The sequence below is a fragment of the Methylobacterium sp. Leaf88 genome (assembly GCF_001422795.1).
Classification (GTDB): domain Bacteria; phylum Pseudomonadota; class Alphaproteobacteria; order Rhizobiales; family Beijerinckiaceae; genus Methylobacterium.
The window spans coordinates 396,847-414,506 of sequence record NZ_LMMK01000045.1 but is presented as its reverse complement, the minus strand read 5'-3'; the positions used below and the strand labels follow the sequence as shown (position 1 = coordinate 414,506).

Here is a 17,660-nt window from a genome sequence, read left to right as displayed (position 1 = left end):
GCACCCGGGGTGCGCGGCTCTCAAGACGTCAGGACCCGCGGCGCAGGATCAGCCGATGATCTTGTCGATGGTGATCGGCAGCTCGCGGATGCGCTTGCCGGTGGCGTGGAACACCGCGTTGGCCACCGCCGCCGCCGTGCCGACGATGCCGATCTCGCCCAGGCCCTTCACGCCCATCGGGTTGGCCTTGTCCTCCTCGTCCACGAAGATCACGTCGATCTCGTGGATGTCGGCATGTACCGGCACGTGGTACTCGCCGAGGTTGTGGTTCATGAACCGGCCGATGGTGTGGTCGAGCATGGATTCCTCCTCCAGCGCCGAACCGATGCCCATGACCACGCCGCCGAGGATCTGGCTGCGGGCGGTCTTGGTGTTCAGGATCTTGCCCGCCGCGATCGCCGAGACGATCCGGGTGACGCGCACCACGCCGAGATCCTCGTCGACCTTCACCTCGGCGAAGATGGCCGAGTGCGTGTAGCCGGCGAATTCCTGGGAATGGTTGGAATCCGGGCCGGCCGAGCCGGTGGCCTCGATCTGGTCCATCCCCGCCTTCGCCATCACCTCCGTGATGGCGATGCTGCGGGATGGATCGCCCGCCACCGAGATGCGCCCGTCCTTGAACACCGCGCGATCGAAGTCGACGTTGGCCAGGGGCGAGTCGTCGAGGCCGCGGGCCAGGGTGAAGACCTGGGCGGCGATCTCGCGACAGGCCTTCATCACCGCCGTGCCGGAGGAGGCCGCCGTCCAGGAGCCGCCGGCGATCGGCGCGTCGGCGAGCTTCGAGTCGCCGAGCTTCGTCGTCACGTCCGTCATCCGCAAACCCAGCGCATCGGCGGCGATCTGGGTCAGGATCGTGTAGGTGCCCGTGCCGATGTCGCCGGTCTGGTTGCCGACCACGAGCTTGCCGTCGGCCGTCAGCGTGGCCTGGGCGCTCGACTGCTGCATCATCGACTCCCAGATGCCGGTCGCCATGCCCCAGCCGACGAGCTCGCGCCCGTCCTTCATGGAGCGCGGCTCGGGGTTGCGGGCCGACCAGCCGAAACGCTCGGCTCCCTCCGCGTAGGCGGCCCGCAGGGATTTCGAGCTGAACGGCTTGTCCTGGGTGCGGTCCTTCTCGGCGTAGTTCCGCAGGCGCAGGTCGATCGGGTCCTGCCCCGTCTCGTGGGCGAGCTCGTCCATCGCGATCTCGAGGGCGAACACGCCCGTCACGGCGCCGGGTGCCCGCATGTCGGAGGGAGTGTAGGTGTCGATCTTGGCGAGCCGGTAGTCGAGGGCGACGTTCGGGCAATCGTAGAGGATGCCCGACCAGTTCACGACGACCTCCTGGTAATCCTCGAAGCCGGAGGTGCCGGAGATCGCCTCGTGCCGGAGGGAGGTCAGCGCGCCGTCGGCCTCGGCCCCGAGGGCGATGGTCTGGCGCACGTCGGGCCGGTAGCCGAAGGTGAACATCTGGTCGCGGGTCAGGGTCACCCGCACCGAGCGCTCCAGCTCCCGCGCCGCCATGACGGCGAGGAAGAGCTGGTATTGCGGGCGCAGGCCCGAGCCGAAGCCGCCGCCGAGATAGGGATTGAGGACGTGGACGTCGTCCTTCTTCATCCCGAACACGCCGGTGATGTAGCCCAGGCTGTTCGAGACGCCCTGGATCTTGTCGTAGACCGTGAGCTTGCCGTCGCCCTCCCAGACCACGGTCGAGGCGTGGGGCTCCATCGGGTTATGGTGCTCCACGGCCATGTGGTAGTGGTTGGTGAGTTGGACCGGGGCGGCCTTGTAGGCGCCGTCCGCATCGCCCCAGGGCGCCGGCGGCGGCTTGATGCCGGAGCGCTTCTTGGGCGGCACGTAGGCCGCGTCCTCCAGGGTCCGCAGGTCGGTGGTCGGCGCATCGGCCTCGTAGGCGAGCTTCACCAGCGAGGCGGCGTAGCGCGCCGTGCCGAAATCCTCCGCCACCACCAGGGCCACGGGCTGGCCGCTGTAATGGACCTTGTCGTCGTAGAGCGGCCGGAAGGGCGAGCCGGGAGGCGCGACCTGATCCTGGTAATTGTAGTCGAGCCAGGCGGTGCGCGGCCGGTTCTCGTGGGTGAAGACCTTGAGGACCCCCGGCACCGCCTCGGCGGCCGCCGTGTCGATGGACAGGATCCGGCCGCGGGCGATGCCGCTCGACACCACGTAGCCGTGGGTCAGGTCGGGGGCGGCGAACTCGCCGGCGTATTTCGCCTGGCCGGTGACCTTGGCCGGGCCGTCGACGCGGCTCTGCGCGGTGCCGACATAGGTGTCGGTGCCGGAGGTGCTGATGCTGTGGGCCATGGGGGTTCCTTCAGGCGATGCGCTTGTCGGACTGAGACTGGGGCGTGCCGGCGGCGGCCTGGGACAGGCCGCGGATGAGGGCGCGCCGCGCGAGTTCGATCTTGAAGCCGTTCTCGGATTGGGGGTGCGCCGCGGCGACCACGATATTGGCGGCGGCGGCGAAGGTCTCGTGGGTGGCCGGCTTGCCGACCAGGAAGGCTTCCGCCTGCGCGTCACGCCAGGGCTTGTGCGCGACGCCGCCCAGGGCGAAGCGCGCGGTCTGGATGGTGTCGCCGTCGAGCTTGATCACCGCCGCCACCGAGACGAGGGCGAAGGCGTAGGAGAGCCGGTCGCGCAGCTTCAGGTAGGTGTGGTGGGCCCCGAATTCCTCGTCGGGCAGGTCGACCGAGAGCACGATCTCGTCGACCGCGAGGGTGGTGTCCCGCTCGGGCGTGTCGCCCGGCAGGCGGTGGAAGTCGGCGAAGGGGATCGTGCGCTCGCCCCCCGGGCCGGCGACCCGGACCTTGGCCTCCAGGGCGGCGAGGGCCACGCACATGTCGGAGGGGTGGGTGGCGATGCAGGACGGGCTCGTCCCGAAGATGGCGTGGATGCGGTTGACCCCGCCGATGGCGGCGCAGCCGGTGCCGGGCTCGCGCTTGTTGCAGGGCGTGGCGTCGTCGTAGAAATAATAGCAGCGGGTGCGCTGCAGGAGGTTGCCGCCGGTGGTGGCGGCGTTGCGCAGCTGACCCGAGGCGCCGGCCAGGATCGCGCTCGACAGCAGCGGATAGCGCGCCTTGACCCGGTCGTCGTAGGCCACGGTCGCGTTCGTCACCAGGGCGCCGAGGCTGAGGCCGCCGTCGCGCTCCTCGATCCGGTCGAGGGGCAGCCGGGTGATGTCGACGAGGCGCTCGGGCCGCTCGACATTGTACTTCATCAGGTCGACGAGGTTGGTTCCGCCGGCGATGAAGCGGGCCTGGGCGCCGGAGGCGATGGCGCGCACCGCCTCGTCGACGGTGGTCGGGCGGACGTAATCGAAGCGGTTCATTTCGCGGCTCCCGCGTGCATCACGTCCTCGATGGCGTCGACGATGTTGGTGTAGGCGCCGCAGCGGCAGATGTTGCCGCTCATCGCCTCCCGGATCTCGTCCCGCGACTGGGCGTGCCCCTCGGAGAGCATGCCCACGGCCGAGCAGAGCTGGCCGGGCGTGCAGTAGCCGCACTGGAAGGCATCGTGCTCGACGAAGGCCGCCTGGAGCGGGTGCAGGCCCTCGGCGCCGGCCAGGCCCTCGACCGTGGTGATGCTGGCCCCGTCCTTCATCACCGCCAGCGTCAGGCAGGAATTGATGCGCGTGCCGTTCACCAGCACCGTGCAGGCGCCGCACTGGCCGTGGTCGCAGCCCTTCTTGGTGCCGGTGAGGTCGAGGTCCTCGCGCAGGAGGTCGAGGAGGGTGGTCCAGGGGGCGACCTGAAGCGTCCGGCTCTCGCCGTTGATCGTCAGGGTGATGCCGATGGTGTTCGCAGCATGGGAGGAGCCGCTTTCGATGAGCATGGCGGTATCCGTGGCTTGCGCGGCGCGTAAGGCGCGACGCCGCTGGTGTTCGAGGAAACTCGCAGGGGCGGCGGCGGGGAAAAAACATCCGCCCCGTCCCGGTCCACTCGATAACAGTTCCAAAAAGCTGGTGTTCCCGCCGGGGATCCTTGCGCCGGGTTCACGTTTGACGAGAGCACCACTGCGCCGGTCGGTTTCAGCCGGAGACGTCTGCCGTCCGATGGCCGGCGCCGTCGCTCGGTCGAGGTTGCTTGGTCGAGGTTGCTTGGCCCAGCCGCCATGGGCTAACCCGGGAGCCGCCGCCCGCCTTCGCTCAAGGACGCCCGATGATCGCGCTCGCCCCCGTTCTCAACGACATCGACCGCGACCTCGACAGCGCCCTGGAGCGGCTCTTCGCCTTCCTGCGCATCCCCTCGATCTCCACCGATCCGGCCTTCGCCCCCCAGTGCCGCGAGGCCGCGACCTGGCTCGCCGGCACCCTGACGGCCCTGGGCTTCGAGACCGGCATCCACGAGACCGCCCTGCACCCGGTGGTGCTGGCCCATAAGCCGAAGCCCGGCTTCCCGCACGTGCTGTTCTACGGGCATTACGACGTGCAGCCGGTGGACCCCCTGACCCTCTGGGAGACGCCCCCCTTCGAGCCGCGCCTCGCCACCGACGCCGCCGGGAAGCGGACGATCGTCGGGCGCGGCGCCTCGGACGACAAGGGCCAGGTGATGACCTTCGTGGAGGCCTGCCGGGCCCATCTGGCGATGGCGGGCGAGCTCCCCTGCGGCGTCACCATCCTGGTCGAGGGCGCCGAGGAGAACGGCTCTCAAGGGTTGCCCGAATGGGTCGCGGCCAACCGCGACAAGCTCGGCGCCGACATCGTGCTCGTCTGCGACACCAGCATGTGGAATCCGACCACCCCGGCCATCACCACCTCCCTGCGCGGGCTGGCCTATTTCGAGGTCAAGGTGACCTGCGCCGACCGCGACCTGCATTCGGGCTTCTTCGGCGGCGCCGCGCGCAACCCGATCCACGTCCTGTCCAGGATCATCGCCGACCTGCACGACGCCGACGGAAAGGTGGCGCTGCCGGGCTTCTACGAGGGCGTGCGCGAGACGCCGCAGGCGGTGCTCGACCAGTGGCGCGGCCTCGACTTCACGGCGGACACGTTCCTCGGGCCCATCGGCCTGTCGGAGCCGGCCGGCGAGCGCGGCCGCATGCTGATCGAGCTGGTCCAGTCCCGCCCGGCCTGCGACGTCAACGGCATCATCGGCGGCTATACCGGCGAGGGCACCAAGACCGTGATCGCCGGCCAGGCCAGCGCCAAGGTCTCGTTCCGCCTCGTCGACGACCAGGACCCGGAGCAGCTCGCCCGCACCTTCGAGGCCTTCGTGCGCGAACGCATCCCGGCCGACTGCTCGGTGGAGGTGATCTGCTACAAGGGCAGCCGCGCCATCAGCCTGCCCTTCGACATGCCCGAACTCGAGACCGCCCGCGCGGCCCTGGCCGAGGAATGGGGCGTGCCCGCCGTGACCATCGGCGCCGGCGGCTCGATCCCGATCGTGGGCGACTTCAAGCGCCTCCTCGACCGCAACACGCTGCTGATCGGCTTCGGCCTCGACGACGACCGCATCCACTCGCCCAACGAGAAGTACGACCTGACCAGCTTCCACAAGGGCACCCGCTCCTGGGCCCGCATCCTGGCGGCCTTCGGCGGGCAGCGGGCCGGCTGAGCGGCCCCGTCGTCGCCCGTGGCGCGCGGCCTCGCACCCCGGAACTCGGGTCGATCCTCGTGGGGACGCGCGTGACGTCGAGCCATCGACGACCGGGGGGAGACGCGAGGCGGCTCCCTCGCCGGGAAGGAGCGGGTTGGGGTGAGGTGTGTGCCCTTTCCGGACTGCGCACCCACCTCCCCCTGTCCCTCTCCCGACCGGCGTGGGGACCCGCGCAGCCCACGCCCCTGGCCGGCCGGCGAGCCCCGGCCGGGCGGGGAGGATCGGGTGACCGTCGACCGTTCGAAATCCGCGGACGCACGCTCCGCTCGAATCCCCAGGCCGCATGACCGCCACCTCTGCCCCTCCTAGTCCCAGCGCGGCTCGCCTGTTCGCGGCGGGCCAGGGCGTGCTCGTCTGCCGCTACCCGGTCGCCACCGACCTGCCGATCCCCCTCGCGGTCCTGGCGCCGGCCGGCCTCGGCCTCCTCACCTGGGCCTTCACCGGCTTCGGCGGCCCCGAGCCCGATCCCGCCGGGCTCCTCGTCCTGCATGACGGGCAGGCGGCCCTGACGGAGGGCGGCACCCTGACCCTGGAGACGCATTTTCGCGATGCGGCGATCGCCTGTCCGAAACCCCGGCCCGTGGCGGAGCTGGCCCGGCCCGAGCGCGCCGCCCTCGGGGAGGCGGTGCTGGCGGCCGTGATGCCGGACACCCTCGATGCCCTGGCGACGCTGTTTCCGCTGCTGGCCCCCGCCGTCGCGGAGGGTCCGATGCCCGAGACGGCGCCCCGCCTCGCCCTCGCGGGCGACGATGCGGGCCGGGCCACGCTCTCGGGCTCCACGGTGCCGAACTACCTGCTGCTGCGGGCCGGCAGCACCTGGAGCTGCGCCCGGGTGGCGACGGCCGAGCTCCGCTTCGGCCCGGCCCCCGCGATCGACCTCACCCTGGCGCCGGCCTGGGGCAACCCCCGCGGGGCGACCGTCGAGACCGCGTTCCTCCTCGGCCCCGGCACCGTCACGCCCGCCCGCCTCCGCCGCGAGGCCGGACGATGAGCGGCCCCGCGATCCTCGTGGTGGCGCCGATGCCGGCGTTTCCGACCAGCGCCGGCAACCGGCGCCGGCTGCTCACCACCTGCGCCGCCCTGCAGCGCGGCGGCTACGCGGTCGACCTCGCCTATTACGCCCACGAGGACCAGATCTATCGCCGCTTCGGGCAGCACCCGCCCACCGACGAGGCCGCGGCGGCGGGCCTCTTCCGGCACATCTTCCGGATCGAGCCACCGGCGACCATCCCGCTCACCACCCGGTCGCGGTGCTTCGCCATCGACGACTGGTGCCCCGAGGCGGTCGGCGCCTTCGTGGCCTGGTACGGACGGGCCTACCCTGAGACCCGTGCGATCCTGATGAACTATGTGTTCCTGTCGCGGGCGCTGGAGGCGGCGCCGCCGGGCGTGCTCAGGCTCATCGACACCCACGACCGCTTTGCCGACCGGCAGCGGCAATACCGTCCGTTCCGGGCCGAGCCGAACTTCTTCTACACCGACCGGGCGGGCGAGGCGGCGGGCCTCGCCCGGGCCGACATCGTGCTGGCGATCCAGTCCGAGGAAGCGGCCTATTTCCGGACGATCACCGATCGCCGGGTTCACCTGCTGCCGCCGCGCTTTGCCGCCCGCCGGCCCTTCGCGGCCCCGGCCCGGGTCAAGCGGATCGGCTTCCTCGGCCACGGCAACGATCCGAACCTGGTCTCGATCCGGCGCTTCGCCGCGGCCTGGAGCGAGGACTGGACCCCGGCCCGTCCCGAACTCGTCATCGCGGGCGAGATCAGCAACAGCCTCGGCCCGACCGCAGGGCCCGGTGTGCGGCTCGCCGGCTACCTGCCGGAGCTGGAGGACTTCTACGACGGCGTCGACCTCGTGGTGGCGCCGATCCTCATGGGCAGCGGCCTGAAGATGAAGGTCGCCGAGGCCCTGTCCTTCGGCAAGCCCGTCCTCGGCACCGCCCTCGCCTTCGAGGGCTTCGACCACGTGGCGCCGGCCCACCGCCTGCCCACCGCCGCAGCGGTGAAGGCCGAGGTGCTCGCGCTGGCCGACGACGCGGCCGGCCTCGCCGCCCTCACCCACGCCTGCGCGGATCTCTTTGCCGGCTATAACGCCCGCGCCGAGAAGGCCGAAACCGCTTTGCTGGCAATGCTCTCTGTTTCCGATGAGAAACCATCTGAGGCTGCCGCGTCTGTCGCCCCCGCCACCGCGAACGATCCCGATCGGGTGGTCACGTTCCTCGAACGCGGACGCCTCACCCGCGAGACCTCCCTGCGGTCCGACCTGCGCGACGATCCCGAACGCGGCCTCTTGGTCGCCACCGAGCGCGTAGCCCCGCCCGGCGCCGATCCCTACACCCCCGCCCGCCGGCGCTGGTTCGCCAGGGCGGAGGAGGGCAAGACCGAGCGCAGACAGGACGAGGCCGGATCACCGGACGCCGGTTTGGCCGGGCTCCAGCTCGCCCTCTCGCCGGAATGGGTCCGCGACCGGCGCCTGCCCCCTCCCCTCCGGGCGGACCTCGCGGCGCAGCTGGCGGACGTCGCGGCGGACTGGGAAGCCCAGGCGGTCCGCGTCGGCACCGCCGGAGACGCGACGACCCTGGCCCTGACGCTGCCGCGTCACCTCGCAGTCGGCACGCATCCCCACGCCGCCTTCCGGATCGGCACGCCGACGCGCGAGATCACGCTCGGACGTGTCACCCCTCTGAATACCAGCCGGATTCCGCTGTATTCCAGCGCGTATATCAGCGCGTATACCAGCGCCCGCGCGGACCTCCCGGGCGCGCCGACGGCCGTGACCTTCGCGGGGCTCGGAGCAGGCCCGGAGGCCTCCACGATCCTGTTCCTGCACGACGACCTCATCGGTCGCATCACGGTCCTGCCCGACCCCATCCCGAGCCCGGAGCCCCTTCCATGATGGCGGCCCCCGACATCCTCGACGCTCCGGCGGGCCGAAAGGCGGCCCTGGTCGAGGCCGCCCTGATCTGGAATGCGTTGTTTCTCAACGACATCCGCATCGCGTTCCGGCCGGAAGCCGCGCCCGTGATCTCGGTCGTGATCGTCTCGCGCGGGGCCCGGCACCTGCTGGCCTGGACCCTGGCGAAGCTCGCCGGGCACCAGGCCTTCGCCGGCCCCGCCTTCGAGGTGATCCTGGTCGACAATGCCTCCGATGCCGAGACCCGGACGCTCTTCGACCGGGTCGACGGCGCCCGGATCCTGCTCAATCCGGAGAACGCCGGCTTCGGCCCCGCCTGCAACCAGGGGGCCGCCGAGGCCCGCGGCCGCTACGTGCTGTTCCTGAATCCCGACATCGACCTGATGCCCGGCGCCCTGGCGGCCCTGGTCCGCACCTTCGCGGAGGCCGACGACGTCGGCATCGTCGGCGGGCGGCTGGTCTTCCCCGGGGGCATCCTGCAGGAGGCCGGGGCCGGCTTCCAGGACGACCCGCAGCTCACCCATCCGGCCGGCCGCGGCGGCCTCGATCCCTTCGCGCCGGAGGCCTCCTACGTCCGCGACGCGGGCTACGTCTCCGGGGCCCTGCTGATGATCGAGGCCCGGCTGTTCACCGAGCTCGGCGGCTTCGACGACCTGTTCGCGCCGGCCTATTTCGAGGACACCGACCTCTGCGCCCGCTGTCAGCAGGCGGGGCGGCGGGTCGTCTACCAGCCGCGTGCGATCGCGATCCACGTGGAGAGCGGCACCAGCGTCCGGCGCGCCGACGTCGAGGCGCTCCTCGACCGCAACCGGGTCCGCTTCCGCGAGCGGCACGGTGCCTGGCTCTTCGGGCAGGGGCCGCGGCGCACGGGCTTCGGGCCCCGCGACGACGCGCCCTTCGCCCTGCGCGTCCTCTACGTCGACGACCGCGCCCCCCATCAGGATCTCGGGGCCGGGCTGCCGCGGGCCAACACCATCGTCAACGCGATGGCGGATCTCGGCTACGCCGTGACGGTGTGCTCGGTCTACGGCGAGCGCGAGGAGCCGGCGACGACCTATCGGGATCTCTCGGACCGGATCGAAGTCATCGAGCCCTGCGGACGGGAGGGCTTCCGCCGCCTCGTCACCGAGCGGGCCGAAGCCTACGACGTGCTCTGGGTCAGCCGGCCGCCGCACATCCGCATGGTGTGCGAGGTCCTGGCGGATCTGGGCCTGAGCCCGCGGGATGTGGCCCGCGCCCGCGTGGTGTTCGATTCCGAATCCCTCTACGCCCTGCGCGAGTTCGTCGTCGACGCCCTCAAAGGCCGGCCGTCGCCGGGGCCGTCCCTTGCCCGGGCGACCGCCCTGGAGCTCCGGACGATCGCGGCGGCCGACCGGGTGGTCTGCGTCTCCCCGGCCGACGCGCGCCTGCTGCACCGGGCCGGGGTCGCCGATCCGGTGGTCCTCGGCCACGTCCAGGCGCCCCATCCGAACCCGCCCGGATTCGCCGCCCGCCGGGGTTTCGTCTTCATCGGGTCTCTCGCCCGCGAGGGGGAGCCGAACATCGATTCGCTCGACTGGTTCTTCGGGCAGGCCTGGGACTTCCTGCGGGCGCTCCTGCCGGACGCCCACGTCACCATCATCGGTGCGGTCGCGCCCTCCATCGCCGAGCGGCTGACCCGGCCCGGCGTCACCGTGCTCGGCCGCCTCGACGAGATCGGCCCGGCCCTGGATGCCGCCCGCGTCGCCCTCGCGCCGACGCGCTTCGCCGCCGGCCTTCCGCACAAGGTGCTAGAGACCGTGGCGCGCGGCCTGCCGAGCGTCGTCACCCCCGTCCTGGCCGGGCAGATGGGCTGGCCCGACGGCACCGGATACCGGGTCCACGACTGGCACGATCCCCGGGGCTTCGCCGAGACGCTGGCGCATCTCCACGCGGACGCGGCGGCGTGGACGCAGGTGCAGTGCGCCGGCCTCGCCCAGGTCGGCCGCGACGAGGACCCCGCGGCCTACCGCGCCGTCCTGCGCCAGGTGTGCGAGGCGCCGACCTTCCCATGACACGCAGCCCGACGTTCCACGCCGTCCGCCTCGCCACGCCCCTGATCCGCCGGGTGATCCTCGGCCGCGTGCCCCGCCTGTTCGATGCGGCCTATTACCGGGCGACCAACCCGGACGTGGCCCGCTCCGGCATCGACCCGTTCCTGCACTACGTCTGGCGCGGCGCCGCTCAGGACCGCGATCCCAGCGCCGATTTCGACACCGCTTTCTACAAGCGCCAGAGCGGCCCGACGCGCCTCGACCCGGTGCGGCACTACCTGCGGGCGGGGGCGAAGGCCGGCCTCGACCCGAATCCCGCCTTCAGCACCCTGATGTACGTGGCCCGCTACCCCGATGTCGGCCTGGCCGGGGTCAACCCCCTGGTGCATTACCGCCAGGACGGGCGGGCGGAGGGCCGCGTCACCGCCCCGTCCGCCTCGCAGCCGGAGGAATGGGTGCCCTTCCAGGGGGTCCGCGAGGCCCATCGCTGGACCTATCCGGCCCAAGCCTCGCCCCGCTTCGCCCTGACCCTGCGGCGTGACGTGCCGGTCTCGGCCTGCCCCAGCTTCCTGCCCCGGCTCTGCCTCGTGCTGACCCTCGACGGAAGCGAGATCGACGGCCTGGTCCAGAGCTTCGACGCCTTCCCGGGCTCGGCCGCCGACGCGCTCACCCTCGCGGTCGATACCACCCTGCGCCCCCATCCGCCCCGCCCCACCCTGGTCCTCGCCCTGGAACAGTGCTTCCACGGGCCGGGCCCCGGGGGCGCGGTGCTGCTGCGCTACGCGGAGGCGCGGATCTGGGACGTGCTGCTGGAGCGCCCGCACGTGCTGCGGCTCTGCCCGGCCGGCGCGCTCGCGCTTCGGGTGCTGTGAGGCGCCCCCGGTGCGCGGGACGGGCGTTCAGGCGGCGGAGACCGGGCGCACCAGATCGGCGAGGTCGACCGGGCAGTCCCCGTCGCGGGCGATGACGATCACCGGGACGGCCTGGTGCCGGGCGATCGCCGCCGCCACGACCTCGGGCGGAGTCGGCGCGTCCGGGCTGGCGCAGACGACGATCCCGATCAGGGGGACGCCGTGCGCGTGCAGGGTCTCGGCCGCCGTAAGGGCATGGCTGATCGCCCCGAGATAGGAGCCGGAGACGAGGAGCGCCGGCAGGCGGAGCGCCGTGAGCCAGTCGAGGCCGGTCGCCTCCCCCGTCACCGGGCTCATGACGCCGCCGACCCCCTCGATCAGCAGGGTGCCGCCGGGCGGTGTCGCGGCGATCGCGGCCCGGCACCAGCCGACGAGGTCGTCGAGGGCCAGGATCCGGCCCTCGCGGGCGGCGGCGAGATCGGGGCTCAGGGGGGCGACGAAGCGCCAGGGCGAGCAGGCGGCAACCGTCTCTGGCGTCACGGCCAGGCCCTGCGCCGCGAGAAGCCGTCCGGTGTCGCTCTGCGCGAAGTCCGCGGCATCGAGGGGCGGGACCCCGCTCGCCAGGGGCTTGAGAGTCCGCACGTCGCGGCCCAGGGCGCGCAGCCGCCGCGTCAGGGCGGCGGTGACGTAGGTCTTGCCGATCTCTGTCCCGGCGCCGGCGATGAAAACGGCGCGCGTGCCGCTCACTTCTCGACGAAGGCCTTCTCGATGACGTAGTGCCCGGCCTCGCCGTGGTTGCCCTCCTCGTAGCCGCCATCGGTCAGCAGCTGGCGAGTGTCACGGATCATGTCGGGCGAGCCGCAGAGCATGAAGCGGTCGTTCTCCACCGACATCGGCGGCAGGCCGATATCCTCGAACAGCTTGCCCGAGGTCATCAGGTCGGTGATGCGGCCGCGGTTGCGGAAAGGCTCGCGGGTCACGGTAGGGTAGTAGATCAGCCCGGCGCTGATCACCTCGCCGAGGAACTCGTGGTTCGGCAGGTCCTGGGTGATGGTCTCGCCGTAGGCGAGCTCCTGCACCTGCCGGCAGCCATGGACGAGGACGACCTTCTCGAAACGCTCGTAGGTCTCCGGGTCCTTGATGATCGACATGAAGGGCGCCAGGCCCGTGCCGGTGCCGAGGAGGTAGAGGTTCTTGCCCGGCATCAAATTGTCGAGCACCAGGGTGCCGGTGGGCTTCTTGCCGACGATAATCGGGTCGCCGACCTTGAGGTGCTGCAGCTTCGAGGTGAGCGGGCCGTTCGGGACCTTGATCGAGAAGAATTCCAGCTCCTCCTCGTAATTGGCCGAGACGACGCTGTAGGCGCGCAGGAGCGGCCGGCCCTCGACCTCGAGGCCCATCATCACGAACTCGCCGTTGCGAAAGCGGAAAGCGGGATCGCGGGTGGTGCGGAAGGAGAACAGCGTGTCGGTCCAGTGGTGGACGCTCAGCACACGCTCCTCGTTGAACTTGCTCATCGACGGTCCGTCTCGAATTTCGCTCGAATCTCGAAGCTTTGCGTGGCGTCTTCTCGCACCTGCGGTAGGCCCGTCAAGGCGGCGCGCTTACGCAGTCGCACGTCGGCACAGTGGCTTGGAATCGTTCTTAATTCTGCCGCGGCGCGTCAGAGCGGCTTCAGGCCGGCCTCGATCTCGACGCGGCGGGGTTCGAGGAAGGGCGGCAGGGCGAGGCGCTCGCCCAGGGTCTCCATGGGCTCGTCGGTGGCGAAGCCCGGCCCGTCGGTGGCGATCTCGAACAGGATTCCGTTGGGTTCGCGGAAGTACAGGCTGCGGAAATAGTAGCGGTCCACCGGGCCGCTGGAGGGCATGCGGCGCTGTTTGAGCCGGTCGGCCCAGGCGGCGTAGTCGGTGTCCGGGATGCGGAAGGCGACGTGGTGGACCGCTCCGGCGCCCTGACGTGCGGGGGGGAGGTTCGGCTCGGCCACGAGATGGAGTTCGGCGGCGGGGCCACCCGCGCCCATGCGATAGACGCGGACCTCGCCCTCGGGAAGCTCATAGTTCCGGTCGTGATTCAGGTCGAGGATCTCGGTGAGCACGGCCTCGGTCCGTTCGATCTGCGCCACGCTGAGCCGGATCGGCCCGAGGCCGCGAATCTGGTGCTCGCCTGGCACGGGACTCCGCGCCCAGGGATGGGCCTCGCCGACGCCGCCGTCATCCACCAGCATCAGGCGCTGGCCCTCGCCATCCTCGAAATCGAGGGTCAGGCGCCCGTCGCGCTCCACCGGCACTGCGTGGTTCACGCCCTGTCGGGCGAGATGCTCGCGCCACCACCCGATCGCGTCTGCGCCGGAGACGCGCAGGCCGGTGCGGCTGATGCTGTCGGTGCCGCGTCGCTCCGGCGGCGCCGGCCAGTCGAAGAACGTGATGTCGGTGCCGGGCGAGGCGCGGCCGTCGGCGTAGAACAAGTGATAGGCCGAGACGTCGTCCTGGTTCACCGTCTTCTTCACCAATCGGAGGCCGAGGACCCGTGTGTAGAAGGCCAGATTGTCGGGCGCCTGCGCGGTGATGGCGGTGAGATGGTGGATTCCGGTGAGTTGCATCGGCGGATCCCTGAGCGGCGGGCTGACCTGTCGGATGGGGCGACCGACCCGAAAACGAAAAGGCCCCCGGGAGGGGGCCGTTCGACGACGTCGGAGGGGGCGCTCAGACGGCGCCGGCGAGAAGGCCGAGGCCCGCAACCGCGAGGGCCGCACCGGTCACCCGCAGGGCGGTGAGACTCTGCACGAGCCGTCCGGCCGAGAGGCCGAGACCGAGGCCCACCGCGTGCAAGAGGGCGGTCGCACCGAGGAAGCCGAGACCGTAGGCGAGGCCCGAGCCAGTCTCCGGCATCTCGGCGCCGTGGGCATGGCCATGAAACACCGCGAAGGCGCCCACGAGGGCCATGGCGACGGCGAGCGGCAGGGCTTGGCGCAGGGCCAAGGTGGCGCCGAGCACCACCACCGAGAGGGCGATCCCGATCTCGACGAAGGGCAGCCCGATGCCGGCGACCCCGAGGGCGCCGCCGACGGCCATCATGCCGAGGAAGGACAGGGGGACGAGGACGCGGGCGCGTCCGCCGATGCGGGCCGCGATCAGACCCACCGCCACCATGGCGAGGACGTGGTCGAGGCCGCTGAAGGGATGGAGGAAGCCCTGCGTCAAGCCGGCGGCGGGCGCGTGGCCGGGATGGGCCAGGGCCGGCGTCGCGGCGAGGCCCATCGCCGTCACAAGGGCGAGGCGGGCCGGCAGGGAGGCGAGGCGTGATGTCATCCGGACTGTCCCGAGCTTGAAAACCAGCGGTGCAGCATCGTCGCCGCCTTGGCGGAAACTAGCAACCGCCGTGCCCGCGTACAGTCCCGAGCGACCGCAGCCGGGCGCGGCGGTTCGTCCACGGGCCCCGGAAACCCGGACGCCCCGAACGTTCGTGATCCGTCAGAAGTCCGTGGGACGGCCGGCGGCGACCACCAGCATCTTCCCGTCCGCGAAGGTACGGGCCCCGGCGCGGCGGATGTCGGCCTGGGTCACGTTGGCCACGAGATCGTTGCGACGGGCGATGTAGTCCATGCCCAGGCCCTCGAAGGCGATCTGCACGAGCTGGTGCGCGATCTTGGTCGAGGTATCGAAGCCCAGGGCGTAGGAGCCGGTGAGGTAGTCCTTGGCCTTCTGCAGCTCCTCGTCCGAAGGGCCGTCCGTGATGAGGCGGCCGATCTCCTCGCCGATCACCGACAGGGCCTCGCCGACGCGCTCGTTCTTGGTGGCGGTGTAGCCCCAGGTCATCGAGGCGGCGCGGTGGCTGACGAGGGACGTGCCCACCGAATAGGCGAGGCCGCGCTTCTCGCGCACCTCCTGGAACAGGCGGGAGGTGAAGGAGCCGCCGCCCAGGATGTGATTCAGGACATAGGCCGGGATGAAGTCGGGATCGCACCACGGCACGCCGTTCATGCCGAAGCGGATCACGGATTGCGGCACGTCGAGATCGACCACGTGGCGCGCGCCGATGTTCTGCATCCGGGTCTGGGGCACCGCCTTGAGAGGGGCGGCCATCTCGAGCCGGCCGAACGCCCGGTCGAGGCTCTCCGCCAGGCGCGCGGCGTCGATGGCGCCCACCGCGGCGACCTTGACGGCCCCGCGGCCGATGATCTGGCGATGCATCGTCACGAGATCGTCGCGGGTGATCGCCGCGATGCTCTCGGGCGTGCCGGAGGACGGACGGGCATAGGGATGCCCGGCATAGGCCTCGGCGAAGAAGCGGCGCGAGGCCATCACGCCCGGATCGTTTTGCTGATAGCGCAGGCCGGCCAGGGTCTGGGCCCGGACCCGCTCGATGGCGTCGGGATCGAGGCGGGGCTTGGCCAGGGCCAGGGCCAGGAGGTCGATCGCCTCGTCGGCGTGCTTGACCAGCATCTTGAGGGAGCCGCCCAGCGCGTCGGAGCCGGCATGGAAGGAGAGCTCGATGGCCCGGGCCGCGAGGCGCTCCTGGAACGCGTCGGAGGAGAGGTCGCCGGCCCCTTCGTCGAGGAGGCGGGCGAGCATCTGGGCCACGCCGGCCTTGCCCTCGGGGTCCTGCGCCGCGCCGCCCTCGAAGGTGAAGGCGAGGGCGATCAGCGGCACTACCGGGGATTCGACGTGCCACGCCTCGATTCCGGGGGCCGCCGCGACGGGAACCGCCTGGGTCGGCGAGGTCGCGGAGCGGGTGGCGGAGTCGAGCAGGTCGGTGGTGGCCACGTTCATGGGAACCTCATGCTGTGCGCGGGGCGCGGCGGCGGGCGCCGCGGCCTCCCGAATGGTGTGGCCCGGCCGGGGGCCGGGAGCGGCCGTCAGGCCGCGTCGGCCTCGTGGGCCTTGGTCAGGTAGCCGGTGACGGAGCGGGAGGGCGTCAGGTAGCGCTCGGCCACGGCCACGAGCCGCGCCTTCGTCACCCCCTCGATGTCGGAGGGCCAGCGACGGACCTCCTCGATGCTCTCACCGATGGCCAGAGCCGAGCCGTAGATGCGGGCGAGGGAAGACTGGCTGTCGGAGGAATAGACCGTCTCGGCCACGAGGCGGGTCTTGGCCCGCTCGATCGCCTCGGGCTCCAGGGCCTCGGAGGGGACGCGGCGCAGGACGCGGTCGACCTCCTCCTCCAGCTTCTCCAGACTGACGCCCTCGGCGGGGATCGCGTAGACGGAGAAGCGGGTGTCGTCGATGGCCGAGCCCATGTACCAGGCGCCGGCATTCACGGCGACACCGAGCTCCATCACCAGCTTGCGGTAGAGGTAGGAGGTGGAGCCGCCGCCCATGACTTCGGCCAGCAGTTCGAGGGCGTGGCACTCGCCGTCCCGCGCGGTGATGCAGGAGGGAGCGAGGTAGAGCCGCTGCAGGGTCGGCTGCTCGACCTTGGGGTCGGCCACGGCGAGGCGGCGGAGCGCCCGGGGCTCCGGCTCCTTGGCGCGGATGCGCACGGGCCGGGCGCCCTGCGGGGTGACGCGGCCGTAGGTGTCGTCGGCCATGCGGCGGACGTCGTCCGGGGTCACGTCGCCCGCCACCACCAGGATGGCGTTCTCCGGCGTGTAGAAGCGCTTGTAGTAGTCGAGGGCGTGGGTGCGGTTCAGCTCCTCGATCTCGTGCATCCAGCCGATGATCGGCGTGCCGTAGGGGTGATGCACGAACAGGGAGGCGGCCATCGCCTCGGAGAGCTGTGCCGAGGGGTCGGTCTCGACCCGCATGCGGCGCTCCTCCAGCACCACGTCGCGCTCGGGCGCCACCACGGCGTCGTCGAGGACGAGGCCGGTCATGCGGTCGGCCTCGAACTCCATCATGGTCCGGAGGTGATCGCGGGCGACGCGCTGGAAATAGGCGGTGTAGTCGTAGGAGGTGAAGGCGTTCTCCTGGCCGCCGAGGCCCGAGACGGCCTTCGAGAAGGCGCCGATCGGGTGCCGCTCCGTGCCCTTGAACATCAGGTGCTCGAGGAAGTGGGCGATGCCCGACTGGCCGAGCGGATCATCGGCCGAGCCGTTGCGGTACCACACCATGTGGGTGACGACCGGGGCGCGGTGATCGGGCACGACCACGACGTCGAGGCCGTTGTCGAGGGCGAAGGCACTGACCTCGGGGCCGCCCGCCTCGGAGCGCCCGAAGGGCGCGGCTTCGGCCCGGCCCGCGCTGGCATGGCCGCGCGAGGGTCCGAAGAGGGGCATGTCCTTCCTGAACAGGTGCATCGAAGCTCTTCCTTCCGCGGTCGGCCGCTTGCGAGGGCCATCCGTCATGTTGGCGTTGCGC

General features: G+C 71.5%; 14 protein-coding genes. 5 read left to right on the top strand and 9 right to left on the bottom strand.

What is annotated here, in order from left to right; genetic code table 11:
* Positions 1-48: 48 nt before the first annotated feature.
* Genes ASF20_RS18435 through ASF20_RS18425 form a run of 3 tightly spaced genes read right to left on the bottom strand, consistent with a single transcriptional unit; the run spans position 49 to position 3,828 of the window.
* On the bottom strand, positions 49-2,301 hold the full coding sequence (locus ASF20_RS18435; protein ID WP_056276529.1) for a xanthine dehydrogenase family protein molybdopterin-binding subunit: 2,253 nt from the start codon (positions 2,299-2,301) through the stop codon (positions 49-51).
* Between the two features lie 10 nt (positions 2,302-2,311).
* Entirely contained in the window at positions 2,312-3,325 is a 1,014-nt protein-coding gene (locus tag ASF20_RS18430; RefSeq protein WP_056218278.1) for a xanthine dehydrogenase family protein subunit M, read from the bottom strand.
* Positions 3,322-3,828, bottom strand: a complete 507-nt coding sequence (locus ASF20_RS18425; protein ID WP_056218281.1) for a (2Fe-2S)-binding protein — start codon at positions 3,826-3,828, stop codon at positions 3,322-3,324. Before ASF20_RS18425 ends, ASF20_RS18430 begins: the two co-directional genes overlap by 4 nt.
* A gap of 326 nt (positions 3,829-4,154) precedes the next feature.
* On the opposite strand from ASF20_RS18425, the gene ASF20_RS18420 reads away from it, so the two are divergent.
* From ASF20_RS18420 to ASF20_RS18400, 5 genes are all read left to right on the top strand, one after another.
* Positions 4,155-5,549: a M20/M25/M40 family metallo-hydrolase gene (locus tag ASF20_RS18420; protein WP_056276526.1), complete on the top strand. Its 1,395-nt coding sequence runs from the start codon at positions 4,155-4,157 to the stop codon at positions 5,547-5,549.
* 325 nt (positions 5,550-5,874) lie between these two features.
* Positions 5,875-6,582, top strand: coding sequence for a hypothetical protein (locus ASF20_RS18415; RefSeq protein WP_056276523.1), 708 nt, complete (start codon positions 5,875-5,877; stop codon positions 6,580-6,582).
* A complete protein-coding gene (locus ASF20_RS18410; protein WP_056276521.1) occupies positions 6,579-8,483 on the top strand; it encodes a glycosyltransferase in 1,905 nt (634 codons plus the stop codon). The genes ASF20_RS18415 and ASF20_RS18410 overlap by 4 nt, the downstream gene beginning before the upstream one ends.
* The gene (locus ASF20_RS18405) at positions 8,480-10,534 is read left to right on the top strand and encodes a glycosyltransferase (protein WP_056276517.1); all 2,055 of its coding nucleotides are present in this window, start codon (positions 8,480-8,482) and stop codon (positions 10,532-10,534) included. Before ASF20_RS18410 ends, ASF20_RS18405 begins: the two co-directional genes overlap by 4 nt.
* Positions 10,531-11,385 carry a hypothetical protein gene (locus ASF20_RS18400; protein ID WP_056276515.1) on the top strand — a complete coding sequence of 285 codons (855 nt, stop codon included), beginning with the start codon at positions 10,531-10,533 and terminating at the stop codon, positions 11,383-11,385. Before ASF20_RS18405 ends, ASF20_RS18400 begins: the two co-directional genes overlap by 4 nt.
* 27 nt (positions 11,386-11,412) lie before the next feature.
* Here the strand turns inward: ASF20_RS18400 and bioD are convergent, their stop codons facing one another.
* From bioD to ASF20_RS18370, 6 genes are all read right to left on the bottom strand, one after another.
* Positions 11,413-12,111: a dethiobiotin synthase gene (gene bioD, locus ASF20_RS18395; protein WP_056276512.1), complete on the bottom strand. Its 699-nt coding sequence runs from the start codon at positions 12,109-12,111 to the stop codon at positions 11,413-11,415.
* The gene (locus ASF20_RS18390) at positions 12,108-12,881 is read right to left on the bottom strand and encodes a ferredoxin--NADP reductase (protein WP_056176712.1); all 774 of its coding nucleotides are present in this window, start codon (positions 12,879-12,881) and stop codon (positions 12,108-12,110) included. The genes bioD and ASF20_RS18390 overlap by 4 nt, the downstream gene beginning before the upstream one ends.
* A 146-nt stretch (positions 12,882-13,027) precedes the next feature.
* On the bottom strand, positions 13,028-13,963 hold the full coding sequence (locus ASF20_RS18385; protein WP_056276509.1) for a ring-cleaving dioxygenase: 936 nt from the start codon (positions 13,961-13,963) through the stop codon (positions 13,028-13,030).
* A gap of 103 nt (positions 13,964-14,066) precedes the next feature.
* Positions 14,067-14,672, bottom strand: a complete 606-nt coding sequence (locus tag ASF20_RS18380; protein ID WP_056276507.1) for a HupE/UreJ family protein — start codon at positions 14,670-14,672, stop codon at positions 14,067-14,069.
* Between the two features lie 162 nt (positions 14,673-14,834).
* The gene (locus ASF20_RS18375) at positions 14,835-16,133 is read right to left on the bottom strand and encodes a pitrilysin family protein (RefSeq protein WP_056276504.1); all 1,299 of its coding nucleotides are present in this window, start codon (positions 16,131-16,133) and stop codon (positions 14,835-14,837) included.
* A gap of 86 nt (positions 16,134-16,219) precedes the next feature.
* Entirely contained in the window at positions 16,220-17,599 is a 1,380-nt protein-coding gene (locus tag ASF20_RS18370; RefSeq protein ID WP_056276501.1) for a pitrilysin family protein, read from the bottom strand.
* Positions 17,600-17,660 lie beyond the last annotated feature (61 nt).

Excerpts from the sequence above, each read along its gene's own strand:
- ASF20_RS18410 (WP_056276521.1), top strand. The coding sequence starts at position 6,579 with ATGAGCGGCCCCGCGATCCTCGTGGTGGCGCCGATGCCGGCGTTTCCG.
- ASF20_RS18380 (WP_056276507.1), bottom strand. The coding sequence starts at position 14,672 with ATGACATCACGCCTCGCCTCCCTGCCGGCCCGCCTCGCCCTTGTGACG.
- ASF20_RS18390 (WP_056176712.1), bottom strand. The coding sequence starts at position 12,881 with ATGAGCAAGTTCAACGAGGAGCGTGTGCTGAGCGTCCACCACTGGACC.
- ASF20_RS18375 (WP_056276504.1), bottom strand. The coding sequence starts at position 16,133 with ATGAACGTGGCCACCACCGACCTGCTCGACTCCGCCACCCGCTCCGCG.
- ASF20_RS18420 (WP_056276526.1), top strand. The coding sequence starts at position 4,155 with ATGATCGCGCTCGCCCCCGTTCTCAACGACATCGACCGCGACCTCGAC.
- ASF20_RS18405 (WP_056276517.1), top strand. The coding sequence starts at position 8,480 with ATGATGGCGGCCCCCGACATCCTCGACGCTCCGGCGGGCCGAAAGGCG.
- ASF20_RS18385 (WP_056276509.1), bottom strand. The coding sequence starts at position 13,963 with ATGCAACTCACCGGAATCCACCATCTCACCGCCATCACCGCGCAGGCG.
- ASF20_RS18430 (WP_056218278.1), bottom strand. The coding sequence starts at position 3,325 with ATGAACCGCTTCGATTACGTCCGCCCGACCACCGTCGACGAGGCGGTG.
- ASF20_RS18435 (WP_056276529.1), bottom strand. The coding sequence starts at position 2,301 with ATGGCCCACAGCATCAGCACCTCCGGCACCGACACCTATGTCGGCACC.
- ASF20_RS18400 (WP_056276515.1), top strand. The coding sequence starts at position 10,531 with ATGACACGCAGCCCGACGTTCCACGCCGTCCGCCTCGCCACGCCCCTG.
- ASF20_RS18370 (WP_056276501.1), bottom strand. The coding sequence starts at position 17,599 with ATGCACCTGTTCAGGAAGGACATGCCCCTCTTCGGACCCTCGCGCGGC.
- ASF20_RS18415 (WP_056276523.1), top strand. The coding sequence starts at position 5,875 with ATGACCGCCACCTCTGCCCCTCCTAGTCCCAGCGCGGCTCGCCTGTTC.
- ASF20_RS18425 (WP_056218281.1), bottom strand. The coding sequence starts at position 3,828 with ATGCTCATCGAAAGCGGCTCCTCCCATGCTGCGAACACCATCGGCATC.